The following is a 26272-nucleotide window of genomic DNA, read 5'->3' as shown; positions in this document are numbered from 1 at the left end:
CGCCAAGCACATTCATGATCACCTTCGATCCTTCGGCAGCGCAGGCTGCCTCGTCACCGTCCGAGACGCTGCCGATCCGCTCGGACGAGCAGATCGTGCGGCTGCGCCAGTTCGTGCGTGAAAAGGCGGTGGCGCAGGGCCTTTCCCTCATCGATCAAACGAAGTTCGTGACGGCGGCGAGCGAGCTGGCACGCAACACGCTCATCTACGGTGGCGGCGGCGACGTGCACTGCACGCTCGTCGAGCGCAATGGCCGCCGCGGCCTGAGACTCGAATTCGTCGACAACGGACCCGGCATTCCCGATATCGCCCGCGCGCTCTCGGACGGCTTCACCTCGGGCAGCGGCCTGGGGCTCGGCCTCGGCGGCGCGAAACGCCTGTGCGACGAGTTCGATATCCGCTCGGCGCCAGGCGAAGGCACGCACGTCTCGATCACCAAATGGAAACCGTTTTGAAGGAATCGATGGCCGCGCAGCAGCGCTACGAGATCGCCGAGGCGAGCCAGGTTGCCTTCGCGCGGCGCTCGATCGGCGAACTGGCTCGCGGACTCGGTTTCGGCGAGACGCCCGCGGGGCAACTGGCGATCGTCGTCACCGAATGCTGCACCAATCTGCTCAAGCACGCGGGCAGCGGCGAGCTGCTCGTGCGCCCGCTGATGGACGGCGGCGAGCGCTACGGCATCGAGCTTCTGAGCATCGATAGCGGCCCCGGCATTCACGATCTCTACCGCTGTTTCGAGGACGGCTACACGACGGCGGGCAGCCCCGGCAACGGCATGGGCGCGATCCGGCGTCTGTCCGACGAACTCGATCTCTGGAGCATGCCTGGCCACGGCACGGTCATGCGCGCGGTGTGCTGGAGCAGCGCGCGCGCGAGCTCCGCGGTGCCGGCGCGCGTTACCTACGGCGTCGTGAATCTGCCGCTTCAGACGGAAACCGTCAGCGGCGATGCCTGGGCGTGCGCGCCGGGCGAGCGCGATTTCACCGTGCTCGTCGCCGATGGCCTCGGCCACGGCCCGCTCGCGAACGTCGCGGCCATCGAAGCGGCGCGCGTGCTCGGCATGCCCGGCATGCATGACGACACGCCGCTCCAACGCATCATGGAGGCAGCGAACGAAGCGCTGCGCCCGACGCGCGGCGCGGCGGTCGGCATCGCGCGCATGCCGTCGGTCGTGTCGGCGGGCGGCCTGGCGGCGAACGTCGCGTTCACCGGCATCGGCAATATCTCGGCGAGCGTGTGGACCGAGGAGACGCACCGGCATCTCGTCTCGCACAGCGGCATCGTCGGGCATTCGGCGCGGCGCATGCAGCAGTTCGAGGTGCCGTATCCGCCCAACGCGCTGCTCGTGCTGCATTCGGATGGAATCGGTTCGCGCTGGGACCTCGCGCGTTATCCGGGTCTTGCCGCGCGGCATCCGTCGCTCGCTGCGGCGGTGCTCTACCGGGACTATTCGCGCGGCCGCGACGACGTCACCGTGTTCGTCGCGCGCGCAGCCGGAGGCGCGTGATGACGCTCTCGCTCTACTCGATGCAGATCGACGGCGAGCACGATATCGTCATGGCCCGGCGCAAGGCGCGCGATGCGAGCGCGGCGCTCGGCTTTTCCGCGCAGGACCAGACGCGCATTTCCACCTCGGTGCTCGAAGCGGCGCGCACGGTGCTCACGGCCGGGCCGCACGCGCGCGCCGATTTTTTCGTCGATGACGCGGCGTATCCGCCGCGCTTCGTCGTGCGCTTTCTCGCGTGCGCGGGCGCGGGCGAGCGGCTCCGCGCGGCGAAGAACGACCATTCGCAGGCGGCGCTCGGCCTGCTTGCCGCGCAACGCCTGATGGACCAGTGCGCGATCGCCGACGAAGCCGATGGCGGCACGTCCATTTCGCTCGCGAAGGCGCTGTCCGAAACCGCATCGTTCGATGCAGCCGCCGCACAGTCGATCGGCGCGACGCTTTCGCGCTCGGACAACGAAGACTCGACCGCCGAACTCGCGCGGCAGAATCGCGAACTGATCGGCGCGCTCGCCGATCTGCGCGAGCGCCAGGAAGAACTCACGCGCCTCACGCGCGAACTCGAGGACACGAATCGCGGCGTCGTCGCGCTTTACGCGGAACTCGACGCGCGCGCGGATCATCTGCGCCGCGCGGACGAATCGAAATCGCGGTTCCTGTCGAACATGAGCCACGAATTCCGCACGCCGCTCTCGTCGATCCGCGCGCTTTCGAAGCTGCTGCTGGAACGCATCGACGGCGATCTGACGGAAGAGCAGGAAAAGCAGGTGCGCTTCATCCGCAAGGCCGCCGAGGATCTTTCCGAAACCGTCGACGATCTGCTCGATCTTGCGAAGATCGAAGCCGGCAAGATCGAAGTGCGCGCCGCCGAATTCGAAGTCGATACGCTTTTTTCCGCGCTGCGCGGCATGTTGCGGCCACTCACGCCGGGCGGCGCGGTGGAACTCGTTTTCGATTCCTGCGAAGGCCTGCCGCCCATTCGCACCGACGAGGCCAAGGTCGCGCAAGTGCTGCGCAACTTCGTCTCGAACGCGCTCAAATTCACCGAGCGCGGCGAAGTGCGCGTATCCGCGACCTACGACAAGGCGCGACGCCTCATCACGTTCGCGGTGAAGGACACGGGCATCGGGATTGCGGCGGAACATCAGCAAGTGGTGTTCGAGGAATTCGGCCAAGTCGAAAACAGGCTCCAGCAATACGTGAAGGGCACGGGACTCGGGCTGCCGCTGTGCAGGAAGCTCTGCAAGCTGCTCGGCGGCGATGTCTCGCTCGAAAGCGAAGTCGGGCGCGGCTCGACATTCATCGCGACGATACCCGCGTTCTACGGCGCGGCCGACAGCAAGCACGACGCCGACGCGCACGGCGACCCGCGCGCGACGGTGCTGCTCGTCGCGAGCAATCCGATCGAGCGGCTCGACTGCGAGGCGGCGCTTAGGCCGTCGCCGTATCGCACGGTGAGCGCGGCGACGCTCGACGAAGCGAGCCGCGCGCTCTCGCGCACGCCGCCCGCCGCGCTGCTTCTGACCGTGCGCCCCGCGCCTTCGGAAGCCTGGATCTGGCTCGCGGCGCTGCGCGCGCAGGCGGCGACGCGCAACATTCCCGTCGTCGTGCTCGGCGAGGCCGACGACCGCAACGAAGCCGAAGCGCTCGGCGCGGCGGCATTCATCCAGAAGCCGATTTCCGGCGGCGAACTGGCGGGCGTGCTCGACATGGTGTCGAAGGCCCTGAGCGGCTCTCGTCGCGCGGAAGGAACGGCATCATGAAAAGCGACTGGAGCGACGTTCTGATCCTCAACGTCGACGACAACGACGGGGCGCGCTACGCGAAAACGCGCATCCTGTCGCGCGCGGGTTTCAACGTGATCGAAGCGGGCACCGGCACCACCGCGCTCGAGCGCGTGCGCGCGGAATCGCCGGATCTCGTTCTGCTCGATGTGAAGCTGCCCGACATCAACGGGCTGGAAGTGTGCCGGCAGATCAAGGCGTCGCCGCAGACGCAGAGCACGCTCGTGCTGCAAACGTCGGCGGCGGCCGTGCATAGCCTCGACCGCATTCGCGGTCTGGAAGGCGGCGCGGACAGCTATCTCACCGAGCCGGTGGAGCCGGCCGAACTCATCGCGCATGTGCGCGCGCTATTGCGCGTCCGGCTCGCGGAAAACGCGCTGCGCGAGAGCGAGGAGCGCTTTCGCCAGCTTGCCGACAATATCGACGACGTCTTCTGGATGCTCGATCCCGCCGCGAATCGCCTGCTCTACGTGAGCCCGGCGTATGCGCGCCTCTGGAGTTCCGGCGAGGGCGCGCCCACGCCGCAGCCCGGCCCGGAACACTGGTCCGGCGAGATTCATCCGCTCGACCGCGAGCACGTGGCGGCGGCTTACCGGCAGTTGCTGGCAAGCGGCGCGCCGTATCACGTCGAATTCCGGATCGCGCGCGCGCAAGGCGGGCCGCGCTGGGTGGCCGAGCGCGCGTCGCTCGTGCGCGGCACGGATGGCCGGCCGGCGCGCATCGCGGGGATCGTCAACGATATCTCCGAGCGCAAGGCCGCCGAAATGCTGCTGCGCGATGCCGACCGGCGCAAGGACGAATTCCTCGCGATGCTCGCGCACGAATTGCGCAATCCGCTCGCGCCGATCCGCAACGCGGTCGATCTGCTCGATCCCGAGCGCGCGCCGTCGGCTCATCACTTTTCGACGGTGCGCAACATCATCGACCGGCAAGTGCGGCATCTGAGCCGCCTCGTGGACGATCTGCTCGATGTCGCGCGCATCACGCAGGGCAAGGTCACGCTGCGCCAGGAGACGGTGGACATCGCGGCGGCGGTGGACGCGGCCATCGAGACGGCGCAGCCCGCGCTGCAGAGAAAGCGCCACAGACTCACGACGAAGCTCGCGGATACGCCGCTCTATATCGTCGGGGACAGCGTGCGGATCGCGCAGGTGTTCGGCAACCTGCTGTCGAACGCGTCGAAATACAGTCTCGAGGAAGGCGAAATCGCCATCGAGACCGCGCAGTTCGGCGACGAAGTCCGCATCACGGTGCGCGACAAGGGCATCGGCATCGCGGCGGACATGCTGCCGCATATCTTCGATCTCTTCGTGCAGTCGGAGACCTCGCTCGAACGCTCGGAGGGCGGGCTCGGCATCGGCTTGCCGCTCGCGAAGACGCTTGTCGAGCTGCAAGGCGGGCGCATCGAGGCGTATTCGGCGGGGTCGCACCGCGGCAGCGAGTTCGTCGTGTGGCTGCCGCTCGCGCAAGAGCCGGAGATTGCGCCCAGCCGCGCCGAAGCCGCGCCGCCGCGCGTGAGCGGGGGCAAGCGCGTGCTGCTCGTGGATGACAGCGTCGACGCGGCGACGGCCATGTCGCTCTTGCTCGAAGCCGATGGCTACGACGTGCGCACCGCGCACAATGCCGCCGACGCGCTCGCCATCAGCGATACGTTCGCCCCGCAGATCGTGCTGCTCGATATCGGCTTGCCCGGCATGGACGGATTCCAGCTCGCGGCGGAGATGCGCACCCGCGCGGTCACGGCGGATGCGCTGCTGATCGCCGTGACGGGCTACGGCCAGGCGCACGACCGCCAGCGCTCGAAAGAGGCCGGCCTCGATCATCATCTGGTGAAGCCCGTGCCGTTCGCGGAGATTCAGCGGGCGGTGGAAGGGCGCTTCGAGCTTTAGGCGCCGCTTGGATCGGACGCTTATTTCGACGCTTATTTCGACGCTAGCCAGACCGAGTTGAGATCGCGCGCGTCGCCTTGCGCGACCGTCAGCTTTCCCCGCGCGATGAGTTGCGCAAAACGCCATTTGCAGAAGAGATCGCTGCGGCCCGAGCGAGCCATCGCCGCGCCGAGGATGTCCGCGCTCGCGAGTTTCACGGGCGTCGAGGGCGTCGCGTGGACGAGCGAGGCGAAGTCCGCGTCGTAGTGATCGATCGGATAGGACGCGAGCCGGCCGTTCTCCGCCACGCGCACCGAATCGCCGTCGTTTCTCAGCGCCTGCCATTCGTTCGCGAGTTGCGCGCGCAGTTCGGGCGTGGCCGTCTTGCGTCCGGCGACGAGCGCCGCCGCCTGCCCGACGCCCAGCGCGAGCGCCTGACCCTTGGGTATCGCGCGGGCAAGCTCGCGCAAGCTCACGCCGATCTCGCTCACGTTCGCCGCCGCGTCCTTCAGCCACCAGTGCGCGCGGCGTCGCAACGCCTGCTCCACGTCGCCGTCGTCCGCCCAGATCACGACCTCCGTCGCGTCGCGCGCAATCGACGCAAGCCGCTCGTTCATGTCGCGCAGCTCGCCGTACCAGTCCATCGCCGCTTCGTCTTCCTGATCGAAACCGCCGCACGCGAAGAGCGCCTTCATGAAACGCACGCGCGCGTCGGGCGTAGCGGTGTCCACGTCGGCGAGCGGACCGATGGACGCATCGTCGAGGATGTCGATAACGGGATCGCGCAACGCGGCGCGCAGCATGGCGGCGGCCGATCCGCCCTGGCATACGTGATGGATGAGTGTCATCGTTGTCCTCTCTTCAGCCGCGCGCCCGCATCGAGGGCCGCGCAAAGCCGCCGACTATAACGGAACCGGCATCTCGAATTTAGCGCGCGGCGAGCGCCGCCGCGCTGCGCGCGTAGGACCAAAGTCCAATGTTTTTGCGCGCGCCGCGACCTAGACTGCTTCTCGAATCCAACGGCCGATGCGCGTGTCCCGCGCATTGCGTGCTGTCCGACTTTCATTAGCGCGATGAGCGAAGCGAAGCCACATGTGGCCGTGGTCGACGACGACGAATCGGTGTGTCGTGCCCTCGCGCGCCTGTTGCGCTCGGCGGGCATGAGCGCGCTGACCTTCGGCTCCGGCGACGCCTTGCTTGCCGCGCTCGCCAAGGGAAGCCAAGGGCATGACGCGCATGACCCGCCGCCCGACTGCATCGTGCTCGACGTGCAGATGCCCGGCATCAACGGCCTCGAAGTGCAGAGGCGGCTCTCGCACGCGGACGTGCCGATCGTCTTCGTCACCGCTGACGACGATCCTGCCATGCGCGAATCGGCGATGGCCGGCGGCGCGGCGGCATACCTGCACAAGCCGTTCGACGACGAAGCGTTCATCGGCGCGGTGCGCGCCGCGATTCAGGCGGCTAGGGCGCGAACGAGACGCCCCCCGCCGATGCGAGACGACTTCGACAAGGAGCATCGAGATGACTGATTCGCATCTGTTCAAGGGCGCGCATGACGGCGCCCCGCGTTCGCGCCGCGTCGCGCTTGCCGCGCTCTCTTTCGCGGCGCTCGCTTCGCTCAACGCGCCCGCGCAGCAGCAGATTTTTTATCCCGCGCGCGGACAGAGCCAGAGCCAGCAGAGCAACGACATCGGGCAGTGTCAGCAGTGGGCGAAACAGAACACCGGCATCGATCCGATGACGGTCGCGCAACAGGCCAACCAGCCGCCGCCGCAGCAGGCGCAGGGCGGACGCGTGCGCGGCGCGGCGGGCGGCGCGGCGACGGGCGCGGCCATCGGCGCGATCACCGGCGATGCGGGCAAGGGCGCGGCGGCGGGCGCGGTCGGCGGCGCGATGATCGGCGGGGCGCGCCAGCGACAGCAGCATCGCGCGCAGGCGGCGCAGCAGCAGGCAAACCAGCAGCAGACATCGCAGGAGATCGCGACCTTCAATCGGGCGCTGTCCGCCTGCATGTCGGGGCGCGGCTACACGGTTCAGTAGGGTCCGTTCGACGCTCGCGCCTCCGGGAGAGCGCGGGCGCACATCCTTGGAGGCACTCATGCCGACTCCACGCTCGCGGATGATCAACGCGCATCGTTCGACGCCGGCTTCGCTCGCGCGATGGCGTCGCGCTTTCGCGATCCTGCTTGCGCTCGCCGCCGCCGCGTGCAACAAGCCCGTGAGCGTCCCCAAGGCACAGGCGCCCGAAGTCACGGTGATGACGGTCACGCAACGCAATACGCCCGTCACGTTCGAGTTCGTCGCGCAAACGCAGAGTTCGCGTGAAGTGGAAATACGGGCGCGCGTCGAAGGCTTTCTCGACAAGCGCCTCTATACCGAAGGCTCGCTCGTGAAAGCGGGACAGGTGATGTTCCAGATGGACAAGAAGCCCTTCGAAGCCACGCTGCAGACGGCGCGCGGCCAGCTTGCGCAGCAGCAGGCGCGTCTGACCGTCGCGGAGGCGAATCTCGGGCGCGTGCGCCCGTTGCAGGCGCTCAACGCGGTTAGCAAGAAAGATCTCGACGACGCCATCGGCAATGAAAAATCGGCGCGAGCGGCCGTGATCGCCGCGCAGGGCGAAGTCACCAACGCGGAGCTGAATCTCGGCTACACGACGATCAAAAGCCCGCTTACCGGCTTGTCGAGTTATGCGCGCATGCAGGAGGGCAGTTATCTCTCGGCGGGGCAGTCGAGTCTCCTGACTTATGTGTCGCAGCTCGATCCCGTGTGGGTGAACTTCAGTCTTTCGGAGAACGAAATACTGAGCAACCGCGACCAGATAGCGAAGGGTCTGCTCAAGCCGCCGTCCGACAACCGCTATGTCGTCGAGGTGATTCTCGCGGACGGGTCACGCTTTCCGAATACGGGACTCGTCGATTTCATCAATCCGTCGTACAGCAAGGATACGGGCACGTTTCTCGTGCGCGCCGTGCTGCCGAACAAGGAGGGCGCGCTGCGTCCTGGCCAGTTCGTGCGCGCGCGCGTGCATGGCCTGAGCCGTCCGAATGCGATTCTCGTGCCGCAGCGCGCGGTTTTGCAGGGCGCGAAGGCTCATTACGTGTGGCTGCTCGACAAGGACGGCAAGACCGCGCATGAGCAGGTCGTGGAAGTGGGCGAATGGCTCGGCAACGACTGGTTCATTCCGCAGGGCCTGAGCGCCGGCGACCGCGTGATCGTCGACGGCGCCATTCGCGTGGCAGCAGGCGTGCCGGTGAAAGTGACGGGCGAGGCGTCGGATGCGGCGTCGAACCCCGCGGCTGCGAGCGCGCCGGCCGTCGCCGTCAAGCCCTCAAGCCAGCCTATGTGAGCGACGAGCGGCCATGAAATTCTCCCACTTCTTCATCGACCGGCCGATCTTCGCGGCGGTCGTCTCGATCGTCATCACGCTGGCTGGCGCGATCGCGATGGTGCAGTTGCCCATCGCGCAGTATCCGGACATCACGCCCGCGCAGATCACCGTCTCCGCGCAGTATCCCGGCGCGAGCGCGGATGTCGTGACTAACAACGTGGCTGCGCCGATCGAGCAGCAGGTCAATGGCGCGGACAACATGATCTACATGAACTCGTCGAGTTCATCGACGGGGCAAATGACGCTCAACGTGTTCTTCGACATCGGCACGAACCCGCAACTCGCGCAGGTGGACGTGCAGAACCGCGTGAATCTGGCGCTGCCGCAGTTGCCGCAATCGGTGCAGGCGCAGGGCGTGCAGGTGCAGAAGAAATCGTCCGCGTTCATGATGGTGATTGCGATCTACTCGCCGACGAATCGCTATAGCGCGAGTTATATCGCCAACTACGCGAACGTCTACGTGCTCGATGCGTTGAAGCGCGTGCCCGGCGCGAATCAGGCAAGCATATTCGGGAGTCCGGATTATGCGATGCGCATATGGCTGAAGCCCGACCGCATGGCGCAGCTCGGCGTCACGGCGACCGAAGTGCAGAGCGCCGTGGCGAACGAGAATCAGCAGTTCGCGGTCGGCAGCATCGGCCAGTCGCCGACGGGCAGCCCCGTGCAGCAGTCGTTTGCGGTGACGACGACAGGCAGGCTCGCGACGCCCGCCGAATTCGAGGACATCATCATTCGCGCGCAAAGCGGCGGCGCGGCCATCGTGCGCCTGAAAGACGTGGCGCGCGTCGAACTCGGCCAGAAGGACTATTCGATCCGCAGCCGCTTCCAGGGCAAGGACGCGACGGTGATCGCCGTGTATCAGCAGCCGGGGGCGAATGCGCTCGATGTATCGAAACAGGTTCGCGCGACGCTCGAACAGATGAAAAAGTCGTTTCCCGAGGGCATCGACTATCGCATTTCGATGGATACGACCGAGTTCACGCGCGCTTCCATCGCCGATGTGATCCACACGTTCTTCGAGGCGCTCGTGCTCGTGGTCATCGTCGTGTATCTGTTTTTGCAGAGCTTTCGCGCGACGCTCATCCCGGTGCTCGCGGTGCCGGTGTCGATCATCGGCACTTTCATGGGCATGTCGGCGCTCGGCTTTTCGATCAACATGCTCACGCTTTTCGGCATGGTGCTCGCCATCGGCATCGTCGTGGACGATGCGATCGTCGTGATCGAAAACGTCGAACGCAACATGACGGTGCATAAGCTCCCGCCCAAGGAAGCCGCCAAGCGCGCGATGGACGAAGTCTCCGGGCCGGTGGTCGCGATCGTGCTCGTGCTGTGCGCCGTGTTCGTTCCAGTGGCGTTTCTCGGCGGCATCACAGGCCAGCTCTATAAGCAGTTCGCCATTACGATCGCGATATCCGTGGTGTTTTCAGGGCTCGTCGCGCTGACGCTTTCGCCGGCGCTCGCGGCACTCTTGCTCAAAGAAGATCACGGCAAGAAGAAAGCGCGCTTCTTCGTGTGGTTCGAGAACGGCTTCGCGAAGATGACGCGCGGCTATGCACGCTCCGTCGCGCTCATCATCAAGCGCGCGTTCGTCGCGCTGCTGTTTTTCGCGGGCATGATCGTGCTGTCGGTCTATATGGTGAAGACCATTCCGACGAGCTTCCTGCCTGCGGAAGATCAGGGCTATCTGCTGGGCGCGGTCATCATGCCGGATGCCGCAAGTCTCGACCGCACGGGTCAGGTGTCGGAGCGCGTGACCGACTACTTCATGAAGCAGCCCGCCGTCGACAGCATCACGACCGTCGATGGCTTCAGTCTGCTCGACGGCCAGACGAAGAACAATGCGGGGACCTTCTTCGTCGGCTTCAAGAACTTCGACGAACGCTATTCATCGGCCAACATTCGCACGCAGAATGCGCGCGCGGTGCTGATCGACGCTTATAAAACGCTCTCGCAGGTGCGCGCGGGCATCGTCGTGCCGGTGAATCCACCTTCGATTCCAGGCCTCGGCACGACAGGCGGCCTGGAAATGTGGATTCAGAACAAGGGCGATGCAAGCATCGGGCAGCTTGCGGACGTGGTGCGCCAGTTCGTCGGCAAGGCGAAGCAGCGCGCGGAGCTGTCGGGCGTGACGTCCACGTTCAACGCGAGTTCGCAACAGCTTCAAGTTGACGTGGACCGCTCCAAGGCGGAGACGCTCGGCGTTCCGGTGCAGGACGTATACGGCGCAATGCAGACGATGTTCGGTTCGCTCTACGTCTCGCAGTTCAACAAGGACAGCCGCCTGTGGCAAGTGATCTTGCAGGCAGAATCGTCGGAGCGGCGCACGCCTGACGATCTGAATCGCATCTTCGTGCGCGGCACGTCGGGCGAGATGGTGCCGCTCAAGTCGGTCGTTACATACAAGTACGTGACCGGCCCCGATCTCATCACGCGCTTCAACAACTTTCCGGCGGTGAAGATCACGGCCAATCCCGCGCCCGGCTATAGCACCGGACAGGCAATGGCCGCGCTCGAAGAAACTGCGGCGAGCGTCATGCCGAGTGACTTCGGCATCGGCTGGAGCGGGCAGGCTTACGAAGAACAAAAGTCGGGCGGACAGTCGGCGATGGTCTTCGTATTCGGCCTCGTGATGGTCTTTCTGATTCTTGCCGCGCAATACGAGAAGTGGTCCTTGCCGGTCGGCGTATTGCTCGCCGTGCCGTTCGCGCTGTTCGGCGCGTTGCTGGCCATTCTTATGCGCGGCCTCGACAACAACGTGTATTTCCAGATCGGCCTCACGATGCTCGTTGCGCTCGCCGCGAAGAACGCGATCCTGATCTTCGAGTTCGCCGTGCTGAACCGCGAATCGGGCAAGTCCATCTACGAGTCCGCGATGACCGCCGCCGAAGAGCGTCTGCGGCCAATCGTGATGACCTCGCTCGCGTTCATTCTCGGCTGCGTGCCGCTTGCGATTGCGACGGGCGCATCCGCGAATAGCCGTCATTCGATCGGCACCGGCGTGATCGGCGGAATGCTCGCCGCGACGCTTATCGCGGTGTTTTTCATTCCGATGTTCTTTTACCTGATCGAGACGTTGAGCGCGAAGCTCAGCGGAAAGCAGAAGCGCAGCGCAGCGCCGATGCCCGCATCGCCTCCCACGGCGCATGGGAGCGAATGACATGCATCCGACTTCCTTTCGCGCGCTCGCCATGCTTTGCACGCTCATGCTCGATGGCTGTCTGCTCGGCCCGAATTACGAGCGGCCATCCGTGGATACGCCTGCCACGTTTCGCTTTGCGGAGGCGCAGACGAAGGAAATCGCCGATACGGTCTGGTGGGAGCAGTTTCAGGACCCGCAACTCAATCAATTGATCGACATCGCGTTGCAGGAAAACAAGGACGTGAAGGTCGCGGCAGCGCGCGTCGATGAGTTTCTGGGCCAGTTTCAAACCACGCGTTCACAACTGTTTCCGCAGGTGGGCGTCGGCGTGAACGCAGAGCGCGAGCGCTTGCCGTTGGGCTCGGCGCAATTGCCGCCGGGCGTCGGCCCCGTCATCGATCAATATCAACTGGCCTTGAATGCGTCGTGGGAGATCGACGTATTCGGGCGCTTGCGCCGTCAGACAGAAAGCGCGCGTGCGGCGCTGCTTGCGAGCGAAGAAGGACGTCGCGCGACGATTCTCTCGCTCGTGGCATCGGTCGCGTCGACGTATGTCACGCTGGTATCGCTGGACCGGCAGCTCGATATTGCGCGCGCGACGACGAAAAGCCGCGCCGATGCCGTCGATGTGTTCAAGCTGCGCTTCGAATACGGTGCGGTATCGCAAATGGAGCTTGCGCAGGCGCAGTCGGAATATGAGGCATCGGCTGCGACCATTCCGCAGTTGCAGGAGCAGATCGCTACGCAGGAGAACGCGCTTTCCATCCTGCTTGGCCGCAATCCGCAAGCGATCACGCGCGACCGCGAACTCGATGATCTCGCCACGCCGGTCGTGCCACCGGGTTTACCGTCGGAACTGCTCACGCGGCGTCCGGACTTGCGGCAGGCCGAGCAGAACCTGATTGCCGCGAATGCGCAGATTGGCGCCGCGCGCGCGCTCTATTTCCCGTCAATTTCACTGACAGGTCTCTTCGGCACCGCGAGCACGCAGTTCTCGCAGTTGTTCAAGGGGCCGGCACGCCTATGGTCGTTCGCGGGCGCGGCCACGATGCCCATCTTCACGGCGGGCGGCATCGGCGGTCAGGTGAAGGCGGCAGAGGCGCAACAGCAGCAGGCGCTTTTCACGTATCAGAAGGCGATACAGGCAGCATTTCAGGATGTCGATGATGCGCTCATCACCATGCAGAAGACACGCGAGGCGCTCGCCGTGCAGGGGCGCGAAGTCGATGCGTTGCGCACCTATGCGAACCTCGCGCGCCTGCGTTACGAAGGCGGCTATTCCAGCTATCTCGAAGTGCTCGACGCGGAGCGCAGCCTCTTTCAGTCGCAACTCTCTTACGCGCAGACGCAAGGCAACGCGTTGACGTCGGTCGTATCGCTCTACAAGGCGATGGGCGGCGGATGGGTAAGCGACGCGGAGCATCGCACCGGCGTCGCCTATGGCGACAATGGCGCGCCCGCGAAGGCGTCATCGCCATGAACGGGCGGCCCAGCGCGTGTCTCGTCGCATGTCACGAGTGCGATCTTCTTCAGCGCGAAACGGCGCTTGCGCGAGGCGGCGTTGCCCGCTGCGCGCGATGCGGCGCACAGCTCTATCGCGACCGTCCCGATGGACTCAACCGCGCGCTTGCCTGCACGCTCGGCGCACTCGCAGCCTTTGCGATTGCGAATGCGTATCCCATCGTCGGACTCGATGTGGGCGGCACGGTCGTGCAGACCACGCTGCTCGGCGCGGTGCGCGTGCTGTATGTCGAAGGCATGTGGCCGCTTGCAGCGCTCGTGTTCGCGACGTCGTTCGCCATGCCGCTGCTGGAGATGAGCGCGATGACCTTTCTCCTTCTGCCGATGCGTTTCGGTCGCACGCCGCTTGGTGCGCGCGCAGCGTTTCGCGCGCTGCATGCCGTGCGTCCGTGGGGCATGACGGAAGTATTGATCCTTGGCTTTCTCGTCGCGCTCGTAAAGCTCGCGCATATCGCGAGCGTGTTGCCGGGCATCGCGCTCTTCGGGTTCGGCGCTGTGATGTTGCTGATCTCCGGCGCGTCGGCATCGTTCGATGCGCGTGAGTTCTGGACACGGATAAGCGGTCATGCGGCCTTCGTCGCCGATCGTTCGATTCGCGCACGCACCGCGGCAGAAGCGCGGCTCTTCGTCTGTCACGACTGCGCGCTGCTCTCCAAAGTGCCGCCCCATGCGAGCGAAGGCCGCTGCCCGCGATGTCATGCGCGGCTGCATGTGCGCAAGCCCGACAGCATCGCGCGGACATGGGCGCTTCTTATCGCTGCAATGGTGCTTAACGTGCCCGCGAACGTGCTGCCCGTGATGTACACCAGTTCGCTCTTTGGCGCGCAGGACGACACGATCATGAGCGGCGTCGCGTATCTGTGGGTCTCGGGATCGTGGCCGCTCGCGATCGTCGTGTTCATCGCGAGCATCGCCGTGCCGATGCTCAAGATAGTCGCGCTGGTGCTGCTTGTGACGAGCACGCAGTTTCATTCGCGCTGGATGCCCGAGCGCCGCACGCGCGTTTATCGCATCGTCGAGTTCGTCGGACGCTGGTCGATGCTCGATATCTACGTCATCACCGTGCTCGTTGCGCTCGTGCAGTTCAATGCGCTCGCGACGATCCATGCGGGCACCGCTGCCATCGCGTTCGGCGCAGTCGTGGTATTGACGATGCTCGCGGCCATGACGTTCGATCCGCGTCTCATGTGGGACGCCGCCGGGGACGACGATGGCTGAGCCGCCCAACACGTCGCGCGAGCCCGATGACGATCTTCCGCAAGCGTTGGCCGAAAGACGTTCGCGCTTCGGCGTATCGCTGATCTGGCTGGTGCCGCTTATCGCCGTGCTGATCGGCGGCTGGCTTGCGGTGCACGCGATCCTGGAAAAAGGGCCGACGGTGACCATCAGCTTCAAGACGGGCGAGGGACTCGAAGCGGGCAAGACCAAGATCAAGTTCAAGGACGTGGACATCGGCACGGTGAAAAGCGTGGTGATCGCGCCGGATCAGAAGCATGTCGTTGCAACCGCCGAACTCTCGAAGAATGCGCAGCAGATGCTCGTCGACGATACGCGCTTCTGGGTCGTGCGGCCGCGTATTTCCGGCGGCACGGTGTCGGGTCTGAGCACGCTCATCGCTGGGTCGTATATCGGCATGGACGTCGGCGCGAAGACGTCGAAGCGGCGCGATTTCGTGGGTCTCGAATCGCCGCCCGTCATTACCGCGGACGTTCCCGGCAAGCAGTTCGTGCTGAAGAGCGACACACTCGGCTCGCTCGACGTCGGCGCACCGATTTATTTTCGTCGCCTGCAAGTGGGGCAAGTCACGTCATACGAACTCGACGCAGACGGTATGGGCGTGACGCTGCATGTATTCGTGAACGCGCCTTACGACAAGTACGTGAAGATGGATACGCGCTTCTGGCAGGCAAGCGGCGTCGACGTGAAACTCGATTCCACCGGCGTGAAGATGGACACGGAATCGCTCGTGGCGATACTCATTGGCGGCCTCGCTTTCGAAACCCCGCCGCCTGCGCCGGGCATGGCGGACGTATCGGACGTTCCTTCCGCCGACGCCCCCGCGCCGCAGGGCCATACGTTCGGCCTCTTTTCCACGCGTGCGGAAGCAATGAAGCGGCATGACGTCATCGTGGATTCATACGTGTTGAACTTCAAGGAATCGGTGCGCGGACTTTCCGTGGGCGCGGAAGTGGAGTTTCGCGGCATCGTGCTCGGCGAAGTCACCGCAATCCAGACGCGCTACGACCCGGTCAAGCGCGAGTTCAGCATTCCCGTGCGCGTGAACTTTTATCCGGGACGCTTCGCAATGCGTGCGCAGGAAGGCAAGCAGGGACGCGTCGTCAAGGACCGGCGTCAATTGCTGCAATATATGGTCGAGCATGGCTTTCGCGCGCAGCTTCGCACCGGCAGCATTCTGACCGGACAGAAATACATTGCAGTCGATTTCTTCCCGAGTGCGCCGAAGGCATCGCTCGTGTGGAATGCCGATCCTCCGGAACTGCCCACGGTTCCAGGCGGCCTGCAATCGCTGCAGGATTCGATACAGGCGCTCGTCGCCAAGCTCAACAGGATTCCGTTCGACGACATAGGCCGCGACGTGCGTTCGACTTTGCAGGAAGCGAATGCACTGGTGAAGACGCTCGACACCGAGATCGCGCCCGAAGCCCGCGCGACGCTCGGAGCCGCGCGCGATGCGCTCAACGCTTCGAGCCGCATCATGCAAAGCGATTCTCCGTTGCAGACCAACGCCGCAGATACGATGCGCGAACTCGGGCGCACTGCCGCCGCGTTCCGCAGTCTCGCTGAATATCTGGAACGGCATCCCGAAGCGATTCTGCGCGGCAAGCCGGAGGACGGGAAGTGATGCGCCGCTCGGTTCTTTCATCGGCTGCAGCGAGTGTGCTCGTGCTTGCAGCGTGCAGTTCTCCGAGGGCTGCGTTCTATACGTTGAGCCCGGACGCCACGCTCGAACGCGGCGCCGCTGACGCGTCGGTGCGCGTGACCGTGGGACCGGTCACGGTGCCCGATCTCGTCGACAAGCCGCAGATAGTCACGCGGCGCGCGCAGAACGAAGTGATCGTCAACGAATACGCGCGCTGGGGCGAACCGCTCAAGGAGAACATCGCGCGCACGCTCGCGGCGGATCTGTCGCGTCTGCTTGGCGTGGATAACGTGACGGTGTATCCATACGGCGCGGACGTGAAGGCGTATCAGGTGCGCGTCGATGTAATGCGCTTCGAATCGATTCCCGGTGACGCCGTGACGCTCGATGCGATATGGACGATCCGCGCCCCCGATGGCGCGTCGCGCTTCGAGGGTCATTCCATGATCCATGAGGCCGTTGACGGCAATGGCTTCGACGCGATCGCGGCTGCGCATGGCAGGGCGCTCGCCCAGATGAGCAGGCAGCTTGCTGCGGCTATCGCGCAGATGCCGCACCTGCGTTAGCACTTCGCGGGCGCATTCAATTTCCTTTTATTGGTTCGGCATCCGAAGGAATGCAATCGACGACGGGCCAGTGACATTGCGTTTATCATGTCGACGGACGGCGATGCACCGTCATCGTCGCCCGTACTCGCGCCTGAAGAAACCGCGAACACAAGAACGGAGACAGATACATGGTGACGAAACGCAAGCTGGCGGCGCTCATCGGCGCTTCGATGTTCGGCGCGTTCATTGTGGCAAGCGCGCATGGCGACGACGCGCCCGTCGAGACGATGCGCGTAGCAGGTCTCTCACAACCGTCGGATATTCTCGTAGACCATTGGGGCGTGCCGCATATCTTCGCCGCCAACGATAGCGATGCCTTCTTCGTGCAGGGCTTCAACGCGGCGCGTGATCGCCTCTTCCAGATCGATTTGTGGCGCCGGCGCGGACTCGGGCAGCTTGCCGAGGTGTTCGGGCCGGCATACGTGGAGCAGGACAAGGCGACGCGGCTCTTTCTTTACCGCGGCGACATGTCGACCGAATGGAAACGGTACGGCCCCGATGCGAAGCCCGCAGCAACGCGCTTCGCAGCAGGCGTCAACGCGTATATCGACTGGCTGGCGGCGCATCCGGACCGCATGCCTTACGAGTTTCGCGAGATTGGCTACTGGCCCGCGAAGTGGCATGCCGACGATGTCGTGCGAATTCGCAGTCATGGACTCACGCGCAATCTGACGAGCGAAGTGGCGCGCGCCCGCGTCGCATGCAAGAGTTCGCTCGATGCGGATTCGGTGCGTTTCGGCTTGCAGCCGCCCTGGAAGCCGCAGATGCCTGAAGGGCTGGACTCATGTTTGCCCGACGACGTGCTCAAGGTCTTCACGCTCGCCACGCAGAGCGTGCGCGTCACCAAGGAATCGCTCAAGAGCGCGGATGCATCGACGACCGTGATCGCTGCGGCCGACAACCCCGAAGAAGTCACCGAGGGCAGCAATAATTGGGTGATCGCGCCATCGAAATCCGCGACGGGGCGCGCGATCATGGCGAACGATCCGCACCGCGCTTATGCTGCGCCGAGCTTGCGCTATATCCAGCAGATCAGCACGCCGACGCTCGATATCATCGGCGCGGGAGAGCCATCCGCGCCGGGCATTTCGATTGGTCATAACGGCGCCATCGCATACGGTCTCACGATCTTCAACATCGATCAGGAAGACCTTTACGTGTACGCGACGAATCCATCTAACGCGCGCGAGTATCGCTACAAAGGAGCGTGGGAGCCGATGCGCATGGTGCATGAAACCATCGAGGTGCGTAATGCGCCGCCGGTTGCGGTCGATCTGCTGTTCACGCGGCATGGTCCCGTTATCTATAGCGAGGAGGGCAAGCATCGGGCGTTCGCCGTGCGTACCGCGTGGCTCGCGCCTGGCATGTCGCCCTATTTCGACTCGATGCGCTACATGCGCGCGAAGAACTACGCGCAGTTCAAGGCTGCGCTTGCGACGTGGGGTGCGCCGACCGTCAATCAGGTGTACGCGGATACGGAGGGCAACATCGGCTGGGTACCAAGCGGTTTAGCGCCGATTCGTCCGAACTGGGATGGCCTTATGCCCGTGCCCGGCGACGGCCGTTACGAATGGGCTGGCTTCTTGCCGCGCGATGCAATGCCGTCGACCTATAACCCCGCGCAAGGCTACTTCACGACATCTAACGAGATGAATCTGCCCGCTGGCTATCCGTATGCGCAGCGCAAACTGGGCTTCGAATGGACGAATGGCTCGCGGCATCAGCGCATCGACGAGGTGCTGAAGTCATTGCCCAAGGTGTCGATCGAAGACTCGGAACGCTTGCAGAACGACATCGTTTCGATTCCGGCGCGCAGGCTCGTCTCGCTGCTTGCGCCGCTATCGAGCGACGACGCCGATACTCACGCGGCGCTTGCGTTGCTCAAGGGCTGGGACGCGCGCATGGACGCCGATTCGCCGCAAGCCGCGCTCGAAGAAGTATGGCTTTCGAGGCATCTCGGGCGCGCATTCAAGCAGGCGGTGCTGCCCGCTGATGCCGCGGATTCCTTTGGCGCACCGGACACGGCAGTCATGCTCGATACGCTCGAACATCCGGAGCCGCGTTTCGGCGCGGATGCGCAAAGCAAGCGTGACGCCATGCTCATGTCGAGCCTTCGCGATGCATATGCCGAGATGATTCGTCTTCAGGGCGACGATGCATCGCATTGGAAGTGGGGCGGGCTTCAAACCAATCTCAACGCGCATCCATTAGCGGATGCCGTCGACGCGAAGACTCGCGCCAAGCTGAATGTCGGTCCGCTAGGCAAGGGCGGGAGCGCTTATACGCCGAATCAGTCGACATACCGCGCAAGCGACTTCCGCGAAACGAATGGGCCGTCGTTTCGCGTCGTAGTCGATGTGGGCAATTGGGACAACTCACGCGCCGTGAACTTGCCGGGGGAATCAGGCGACCCCGATGATCCGCATTACCGCGACCTCGCGCAGATGTGGCTCGACGGTCGGTATTTTCCTTTGCTCTACTCGCGTCAGGCCGTCGAAGCGGCGACCGAAAAGCGGGTACATCTCGGGCCCAACGCGCAGTGAGTGTTTCCGGCGTGACATCGCGGGAATAGATTGCGATGCGTCCGGGTTAACCAATCGAAGCCTCAACGCTTGAAACCTAGGGCGAGCGGATGGGGCGTAACGGAGCATGTTCCGTTGCGCCCGGTGAGGTTCGTGGATCGCATGCGATCCAGGTCAACTCATTCCTGTCGGAGTCTGCACATCATGAATTCTTTTGCCAAAGTCGTCGTATCGGTCGCTGTCGTTATTGCACCGACGCTCGCGTTCGCACAGAGCCAGGACGCACCGCTCACTCGTGCACAAGTCAAAGCCGAGCTTGTTCAACTCGAGCAGGCGGGATACTCCACAGCGTCAGGCGACAACGCGACTTATCCCGCGGACATCCAGGCGGCCGAGGCCAAGGTCGCCGCGCAACACGATGTCAGCGAGGCCAATGAAGCGTATGGCGGCATGCAATCGGGGGCGGGTGCATCGGGGGGCGCTCAGCGCGGATCGTCCGCGAAGGAATCGGCGGCATGCGTCGGGCCAGCCGGATTCTGCGCGGCTTACTTTGGGAGCTAAGCTAAAGACTGCTTCGGGTTCAGGGAAAAGAAACGGTGTGGCGGTTGTTTTTACCGAAACCCTCTTGGCGCCAGGTCGATAAAAATAATTTCGAAAAGGGGTTGACCTGGCTGTCTTGCGCCAGTCATAATTCGCCTCCCGTTGAATGACGGCGCGCAAGAAACGAAGCGAATCGCTAAAAACTCTCTGCGCAATGCTCTTTAAAAACTAACAGCCGATAAGTGTGGGCGCTTGATGGCGAGTGCGGTTTCAGTCTTTCGGGGCTGAGGCGACAAGCAAAAGTAATCAAGAGTCTCACACGAAGTATCAGAGGAAGGTTGATCCGTCTTAGGATGGATTAATCATCGTCAGTACGTTGAGTGAGCGACCGGTTCTACGGAACCGAAAACAGTAACAGGCATTGAACTGAAGAGTTTGATCCTGGCTCAGATTGAACGCTGGCGGCATGCCTTACACATGCAAGTCGAACGGCAGCACGGGGGCAACCCTGGTGGCGAGTGGCGAACGGGTGAGTAATACATCGGAACGTGTCCTGGAGTGGGGGATAGCCCGGCGAAAGCCGGATTAATACCGCATACGCTCTAAGGAGGAAAGCGGGGGATCTTTCGGGACCTCGCGCTCAAGGGGCGGCCGATGGCAGATTAGCTAGTTGGTGGGGTAAAGGCCTACCAAGGCGACGATCTGTAGCTGGTCTGAGAGGACGACCAGCCACACTGGGACTGAGACACGGCCCAGACTCCTACGGGAGGCAGCAGTGGGGAATTTTGGACAATGGGGGCAACCCTGATCCAGCAATGCCGCGTGTGTGAAGAAGGCCTTCGGGTTGTAAAGCACTTTTGTCCGGAAAGAAAACCGCCGCCCTAATATGGTGGCGGGATGACGGTACCGGAAGAATAAGCACCGGCTAACTACGTGCCAGCAGCCGCGGTAATACGTAGGGTGCGAGCGTTAATCGGAATTACTGGGCGTAAAGCGTGCGCAGGCGGTCTGTTAAGACCGATGTGAAATCCCCGGGCTTAACCTGGGAACTGCATTGGTGACTGGCAGGCTTTGAGTGTGGCAGAGGGAGGTAGAATTCCACGTGTAGCAGTGAAATGCGTAGAGATGTGGAGGAATACCGATGGCGAAGGCAGCCTCCTGGGCCAACACTGACGCTCATGCACGAAAGCGTGGGGAGCAAACAGGATTAGATACCCTGGTAGTCCACGCCCTAAACGATGTCAACTAGTTGTTGGGGATTCATTTCCTTAGTAACGTAGCTAACGCGTGAAGTTGACCGCCTGGGGAGTACGGTCGCAAGATTAAAACTCAAAGGAATTGACGGGGACCCGCACAAGCGGTGGATGATGTGGATTAATTCGATGCAACGCGAAAAACCTTACCTACCCTTGACATGGTCGGAACCCTGCTGAAAGGTGGGGGTGCTCGAAAGAGAACCGGCGCACAGGTGCTGCATGGCTGTCGTCAGCTCGTGTCGTGAGATGTTGGGTTAAGTCCCGCAACGAGCGCAACCCTTGTCCTTAGTTGCTACGCAAGAGCACTCTAAGGAGACTGCCGGTGACAAACCGGAGGAAGGTGGGGATGACGTCAAGTCCTCATGGCCCTTATGGGTAGGGCTTCACACGTCATACAATGGTCGGAACAGAGGGTTGCCAAGCCGCGAGGTGGAGCCAATCCCAGAAAACCGATCGTAGTCCGGATCGCAGTCTGCAACTCGACTGCGTGAAGCTGGAATCGCTAGTAATCGCGGATCAGCATGCCGCGGTGAATACGTTCCCGGGTCTTGTACACACCGCCCGTCACACCATGGGAGTGGGTTTTACCAGAAGTGGCTAGTCTAACCGCAAGGAGGACGGTCACCACGGTAGGATTCATGACTGGGGTGAAGTCGTAACAAGGTAGCCGTATCGGAAGGTGCGGCTGGATCACCTCCTTTCTCGAGCTTCGCACACTAAATTAAGCGCTCACGCTTATCGGCTGTGGTTTGAAGAAACAGGCTTTGGGTCTGTAGCTCAGTCGGTTAGAGCACCGTCTTGATAAGGCGGGGGTCGTTGGTTCGAATCCAACCAGACCCACCACGAGTCAAGCAAGACACGGGGGGATTAGCTCAGCTGGGAGAGCACCTGCTTTGCAAGCAGGGGGTCGTCGGTTCGATCCCGTCATCCTCCACCAAGTCCTCAATGCTTAGGGTTGAGCTCAAGAGAGAGCGAACCTTAAGCATTGGCGATTGCGAGCCAGTTGATGCTGTTGGGTAGTGAAGTGACCCGATCGGCTAAACGTTCTTTAACAATCTGGAAGAAGTAGTAAAGAGAATCTGCGAAAGCACTTAGAGATGGGTGCGAGTAGGAGATTCAGGGTAGTGATTGTATCAAGTATGAAAAGGTAATCGAAAGATTGCTTTGGAATACGGCACACACGTAGTGTGGGGTTCACGTAAGTGCTAAAGCACTAACGCGGACCGACACGCGAATACTCAGCCTATGGCGGGGCGGCTCGATGGGAGACGCACTCGTTATAGGGTCAAGCGAACAAGTGCATGTGGTGGATGCCTTGGCGATCACAGGCGATGAAGGACGCGGTAGCCTGCGAAAAGCTTCGGGGAGCTGGCAAACGAGCTTTGATCCGAAGATGTCCGAATGGGGAAACCCACTCCGTATGGAGTATCCATGACTGAATCCATAGGTCATGTGAAGCGAACGCGGTGAACTGAAACATCTAAGTAACCGCAGGAAAAGAAATCAACCGAGATTCCCAGAGTAGTGGCGAGCGAAATGGGATCAGCCTGTACTCTTTATCTGTGTTGTTAGCTGAACGCTCTGGAAAGTGCGGCCATAGCAGGTGATAGCCCTGTAAGCGAAAACAGCGTGGAAGAACTAGGGGTACGACAAGTAGGGCGGGACACGTGAAATCCTGTCTGAAGATGGGGGGACCATCCTCCAAGGCTAAATACTCGTGATCGACCGATAGTGAACCAGTACCGTGAGGGAAAGGCGAAAAGAACCCCGGGAGGGGAGTGAAATAGATCCTGAAACCGCATGCATACAAACAGTCGGAGCCTGGAAACGGGTGACGGCGTACCTTTTGTATAATGGGTCAGCGACTTACGTTCAGTAGCGAGCTTAACTGATTAAGGCAGGCGTAGCGAAAGCGAGTCCGAATAGGGCGATCAGTTGCTGGGCGTAGACCCGAAACCAAGTGATCTATCCATGGCCAGGTTGAAGGTGCGGTAACACGTACTGGAGGACCGAACCCACTAACGTTGAAAAGTTAGGGGATGAGCTGTGGATAGGGGTGAAAGGCTAAACAAACTTGGAAATAGCTGGTTCTCTCCGAAAACTATTTAGGTAGTGCCTCGTGTATCACCTTCGGGGGTAGAGCACTGTCATGGTTGTGGGGTCCATTGCGGATTACTACGCCATAGCAAACTCCGAATACCGAAGAGTGCAATCACGGGAGACAGACATCGGGTGCTAACGTCCGGTGTCAAGAGGGAAACAACCCAGACCGCCAGCTAAGGTCCCAAAGATTGGCTAAGTGGGAAACGAAGTGGGAAGGCTAAAACAGTCAGGAGGTTGGCTTAGAAGCAGCCACCCTTTAAAGAAAGCGTAATAGCTCACTGATCGAGTCGTCCTGCGCGGAAGATGTAACGGGGCTCAAGCCAGTCACCGAAGCTGCGGATGCGAGTTTAACTCGCATGGTAGGAGAGCGTTCCGTAAGCCTGCGAAGGTGCGTTGAAAAGCGTGCTGGAGGTATCGGAAGTGCGAATGCTGACATGAGTAGCGATAAAGGGGGTGAAAAGCCCCCTCGCCGTAAGCCCAAGGTTTCCTACGCAACGTTCATCGGCGTAGGGTGAGTCGGCCCCTAAGGCGAGGCAGAAATGCGTAGCTGATGGGAAGCAGGTCAATATTCCTGCACCATTGTTAGATGCGATGGGGGGACGGATCGCGGAAGGTTGTCCGGGTGTTGGACGTCCCGGTCGCTGCATTGGAGAAGGCACTTAGGCAAATCCGGGTGCGCAATTCAAGGGTGTGGCGCGAGCTTCTTCGGAAGCGAAGCAATTGGAAGTGGTTCCAAGAAAAGCCTCTAAGCTTCAGTCTAACGATGACCGTACCGCAAACCGACACAGGTGGGCGAGATGAGTATTCTAAGGCGCTTGAGAGAACTCGGGAGAAGGAACTCGGCAAATTGGTACCGTAACTTCGGGATAAGGTACGCCTCTGTAGCTTGACTGGCCTGCGCCAGGAGGGTGAAGAGGTTGCAATAAACTGGTGGCTGCGACTGTTTAATAAAAACACAGCACTCTGCAAACACGAAAGTGGACGTATAGGGTGTGACGCCTGCCCGGTGCCGGAAGATTAAATGATGGGGTGCAAGCTCTTGATTGAAGTCCCGGTAAACGGCGGCCGTAACTATAACGGTCCTAAGGTAGCGAAATTCCTTGTCGGGTAAGTTCCGACCTGCACGAATGGCGTAACGATGGCCACACTGTCTCCTCCCGAGACTCAGCGAAGTTGAAGTGTTTGTGATGATGCAATCTCCCCGCGGCTAGACGGAAAGACCCCATGAACCTTTACTGTAGCTTTGCATTGGACTTTGAACCGATCTGTGTAGGATAGGTGGGAGGCTATGAAACCGGAACGCCAGTTTCGGTGGAGCCGTCCTTGAAATACCACCCTGGTTTGTTTGAGGTTCTAACCTTGGTCCGTGATCCGGATCGGGGACAGTGCATGGTAGGCAGTTTGACTGGGGCGGTCTCCTCCCAAAGTGTAACGGAGGAGTACGAAGGTACGCTAGGTACGGTCGGAAATCGTGCTGATAGTGCAATGGCATAAGCGTGCTTAACTGCGAGACCGACAAGTCGAGCAGGTGCGAAAGCAGGTCATAGTGATCCGGTGGTTCTGTATGGAAGGGCCATCGCTCAACGGATAAAAGGTACTCTGGGGATAACAGGCTGATACCGCCCAAGAGTTCATATCGACGGCGGTGTTTGGCACCTCGATGTCGGCTCATCTCATCCTGGGGCTGTAGCCGGTCCCAAGGGTATGGCTGTTCGCCATTTAAAGAGGTACGTGAGCTGGGTTTAAAACGTCGTGAGACAGTTTGGTCCCTATCTGCCGTGGGCGTTGGATATTTGAAGGGGGCTGCTCCTAGTACGAGAGGACCGGAGTGGACGAACCTCTGGTGTACCGGTTGTCACGCCAGTGGCATCGCCGGGTAGCTATGTTCGGAAGAGATAACCGCTGAAAGCATCTAAGCGGGAAACTCGCCTTAAGATGAGATATCCCCGGGGCTTCGAGCCCCTTGAAGGGTCGTTCCAGACCAGGACGTTGATAGGTCAGGTGTGTAAGTGCAGTAATGCATTGAGCTAACTGATACTAATTGCCCGTAAGGCTTGATCCTATAACCGGTGTGTCTTAACCTGCGCCGGTTGAGTAAGCGACTGTGCCCAAACCAGTCACTACCCACTACTTCTTCCCAGATTGGTCGTGGCGCACCCCCGTGCGACGCGACAACCCGTCATGCCTGATGACCATAGCGAGTCGGTCCCACCCCTTCCCATCCCGAACAGGACCGTGAAACGACTCCACGCCGATGATAGTGCGGATTCCCGTGTGAAAGTAGGTAATCGTCAGGCTCCTCATGCAGCAACGCAAAAACCCCACCCCACAAAGGTGGGGTTTTTGCATTGGGACGGTGAGACCGCGAGAGGACTTCCACCGGTGACGTCCGGGCGCTTCGAATCTGTCGGTAAAATGGCACGGCAAGGTGATTAACGTCACGCCGACCCTACCGGAGCGCATATGAGAACGAGCCTGTTGATCGCCGCCGTCACCGTCGTGCTGCTGACTGCGGCCTGCGGCAAGAAGAACGATGCGAGCGAGTCCACATTGGGCGACGCCATTTCCGCCGACATGAAGACGAACCGCGGCTTGCTGTGTCTCAACAGAAGCGGACGCGGCCCTTTCACCTTCCCCTCCACTTACAGCAACCGCGACCTGAACGAGTATTCAGCCGCGGCCTTGCGCGAGCAACTCGCTGCGCTGGAAAAAAGCGGCCTGGTCGCGCGATCGGCGACGACGCCGGCCAACGCGAACGCCAACGCGAACGCCAACGCCAACGCGAGGCAAAATGGCATCGCATACAGCTTGACGGGCGAAGGCCAGAAGTACGCCGTCGAAACAGTCCGGCAGGCGGGCGACCCGAACGTCACCGCCGACTCTCGCGCCTGGATGCTGTGTTACGCGCGCGTCAAGCTGGACAAGGTCGTCGCGTGGGCGGAGCCGGACGCGACGGCGCACCGCTCGGACGTGACCTACACGTACAAACTCGACAACGTCGCGCCGTGGGCCGACGACCGCGACATCAAGCGCGCGTTTGCCGATCTCACAGCCGCCGACCGCGAAGCGGGCGAAACGAAGCTGCACGTCACGCTCGAACAGCGGCCCGACGGCTGGGCGAGGGTCGATTGAGCAACGTGTCCGCTTCCTTCGAC

The 26272-nt window shown here is 62.1% G+C and carries 16 protein-coding genes, 2 tRNA genes and 3 rRNA genes; 20 read left to right on the top strand and 1 reads right to left on the bottom strand.

Annotation, left to right across the window (positions count from 1 at the left end; genetic code table 11):
* Positions 1–14: 14 nt before the first annotated feature.
* Genes LDZ27_RS19705 through LDZ27_RS19690 form a run of 4 tightly spaced genes read left to right on the top strand, consistent with a single transcriptional unit; the run spans position 15 to position 5177 of the window.
* Positions 15–455, top strand: coding sequence for an anti-sigma regulatory factor (locus LDZ27_RS19705; protein WP_244816537.1), 441 nt, complete (start codon positions 15–17; stop codon positions 453–455).
* Positions 440–1507, top strand: coding sequence for an ATP-binding SpoIIE family protein phosphatase (locus LDZ27_RS19700; protein WP_244816536.1), 1068 nt, complete (start codon positions 440–442; stop codon positions 1505–1507). The genes LDZ27_RS19705 and LDZ27_RS19700 overlap by 16 nt, the downstream gene beginning before the upstream one ends.
* Entirely contained in the window at positions 1507–3267 is a 1761-nt protein-coding gene (locus LDZ27_RS19695) for an ATP-binding protein (protein ID WP_244816535.1), read from the top strand. Before LDZ27_RS19700 ends, LDZ27_RS19695 begins: the two co-directional genes overlap by 1 nt.
* The gene (locus LDZ27_RS19690; RefSeq protein WP_244816534.1) at positions 3264–5177 is read left to right on the top strand and encodes a response regulator; all 1914 of its coding nucleotides are present in this window, start codon (positions 3264–3266) and stop codon (positions 5175–5177) included. The genes LDZ27_RS19695 and LDZ27_RS19690 overlap by 4 nt, the downstream gene beginning before the upstream one ends.
* A gap of 32 nt (positions 5178–5209) precedes the next feature.
* Here LDZ27_RS19690 and LDZ27_RS19685 read toward each other — a convergent pair whose 3' ends face one another.
* The gene (locus LDZ27_RS19685; protein WP_244816533.1) at positions 5210–6004 is read right to left on the bottom strand and encodes a DUF1835 domain-containing protein; all 795 of its coding nucleotides are present in this window, start codon (positions 6002–6004) and stop codon (positions 5210–5212) included.
* A 225-nt stretch (positions 6005–6229) separates the two neighbouring features.
* On the opposite strand from LDZ27_RS19685, the gene LDZ27_RS19680 reads away from it, so the two are divergent.
* The 16 genes from LDZ27_RS19680 to LDZ27_RS19605 all read left to right on the top strand — a co-directional run bounded on the left by LDZ27_RS19680 (position 6230) and on the right by LDZ27_RS19605 (position 26249).
* Positions 6230–6688, top strand: coding sequence for a response regulator transcription factor (locus LDZ27_RS19680; RefSeq protein ID WP_244816532.1), 459 nt, complete (start codon positions 6230–6232; stop codon positions 6686–6688).
* A complete protein-coding gene (locus LDZ27_RS19675) occupies positions 6681–7199 on the top strand; it encodes a glycine zipper domain-containing protein (RefSeq protein WP_244816531.1) in 519 nt (172 codons plus the stop codon). Before LDZ27_RS19680 ends, LDZ27_RS19675 begins: the two co-directional genes overlap by 8 nt.
* 58 nt (positions 7200–7257) lie before the next feature.
* The gene (locus tag LDZ27_RS19670) at positions 7258–8505 is read left to right on the top strand and encodes an efflux RND transporter periplasmic adaptor subunit (RefSeq protein WP_244816530.1); all 1248 of its coding nucleotides are present in this window, start codon (positions 7258–7260) and stop codon (positions 8503–8505) included.
* A 13-nt stretch (positions 8506–8518) separates the two neighbouring features.
* Entirely contained in the window at positions 8519–11704 is a 3186-nt protein-coding gene (locus tag LDZ27_RS19665; protein ID WP_244816529.1) for an efflux RND transporter permease subunit, read from the top strand.
* Between the two features lies 1 nt (position 11705).
* Positions 11706–13166 carry an efflux transporter outer membrane subunit gene (locus LDZ27_RS19660; RefSeq protein ID WP_244816528.1) on the top strand — a complete coding sequence of 487 codons (1461 nt, stop codon included), beginning with the start codon at positions 11706–11708 and terminating at the stop codon, positions 13164–13166.
* Positions 13163–14425, top strand: a complete 1263-nt coding sequence (locus tag LDZ27_RS19655; RefSeq protein WP_244816527.1) for a paraquat-inducible protein A — start codon at positions 13163–13165, stop codon at positions 14423–14425. Before LDZ27_RS19660 ends, LDZ27_RS19655 begins: the two co-directional genes overlap by 4 nt.
* Positions 14418–16070, top strand: coding sequence for an intermembrane transport protein PqiB (locus tag LDZ27_RS19650; RefSeq protein WP_244816526.1), 1653 nt, complete (start codon positions 14418–14420; stop codon positions 16068–16070). Before LDZ27_RS19655 ends, LDZ27_RS19650 begins: the two co-directional genes overlap by 8 nt.
* Positions 16070–16654 carry a membrane integrity-associated transporter subunit PqiC gene (locus LDZ27_RS19645; RefSeq protein ID WP_244816525.1) on the top strand — a complete coding sequence of 195 codons (585 nt, stop codon included), beginning with the start codon at positions 16070–16072 and terminating at the stop codon, positions 16652–16654. Before LDZ27_RS19650 ends, LDZ27_RS19645 begins: the two co-directional genes overlap by 1 nt.
* Positions 16655–16824: 170 nt before the next feature.
* Positions 16825–19239, top strand: a complete 2415-nt coding sequence (locus tag LDZ27_RS19640) for a penicillin acylase family protein (protein ID WP_370653419.1) — start codon at positions 16825–16827, stop codon at positions 19237–19239.
* A gap of 183 nt (positions 19240–19422) precedes the next feature.
* Entirely contained in the window at positions 19423–19779 is a 357-nt protein-coding gene (locus tag LDZ27_RS19635; RefSeq protein ID WP_244816524.1) for a DUF4148 domain-containing protein, read from the top strand.
* Between the two features lie 402 nt (positions 19780–20181).
* Positions 20182–21715, top strand: a 16S ribosomal RNA gene (locus LDZ27_RS19630).
* 65 nt (positions 21716–21780) lie between these two features.
* A tRNA-Ile gene (locus LDZ27_RS19625) sits at positions 21781–21857 on the top strand.
* An 18-nt stretch (positions 21858–21875) separates the two neighbouring features.
* Positions 21876–21951: transfer RNA gene (locus LDZ27_RS19620), tRNA-Ala, on the top strand.
* A gap of 346 nt (positions 21952–22297) precedes the next feature.
* Positions 22298–25179 (top strand): 23S ribosomal RNA (locus tag LDZ27_RS19615).
* Positions 25180–25301: 122 nt separating this feature from the next.
* Positions 25302–25414: ribosomal RNA gene (gene rrf / locus LDZ27_RS19610) — 5S ribosomal RNA — on the top strand.
* The 16S, 23S and 5S rRNA genes sit together here with 2 tRNA genes alongside, the layout of an rRNA operon.
* Positions 25415–25580: 166 nt before the next feature.
* A complete protein-coding gene (locus LDZ27_RS19605; protein WP_244816523.1) occupies positions 25581–26249 on the top strand; it encodes a hypothetical protein in 669 nt (222 codons plus the stop codon).
* Positions 26250–26272: the final 23 nt, after the last annotated feature.

This window comes from Caballeronia sp. Lep1P3, assembly GCF_022879595.1.
Lineage (GTDB): Bacteria > Pseudomonadota > Gammaproteobacteria > Burkholderiales > Burkholderiaceae > Caballeronia.
The sequence above is the reverse complement of the archived record's forward strand: the minus strand, read 5'-3'. Positions and strand labels throughout refer to the sequence as shown.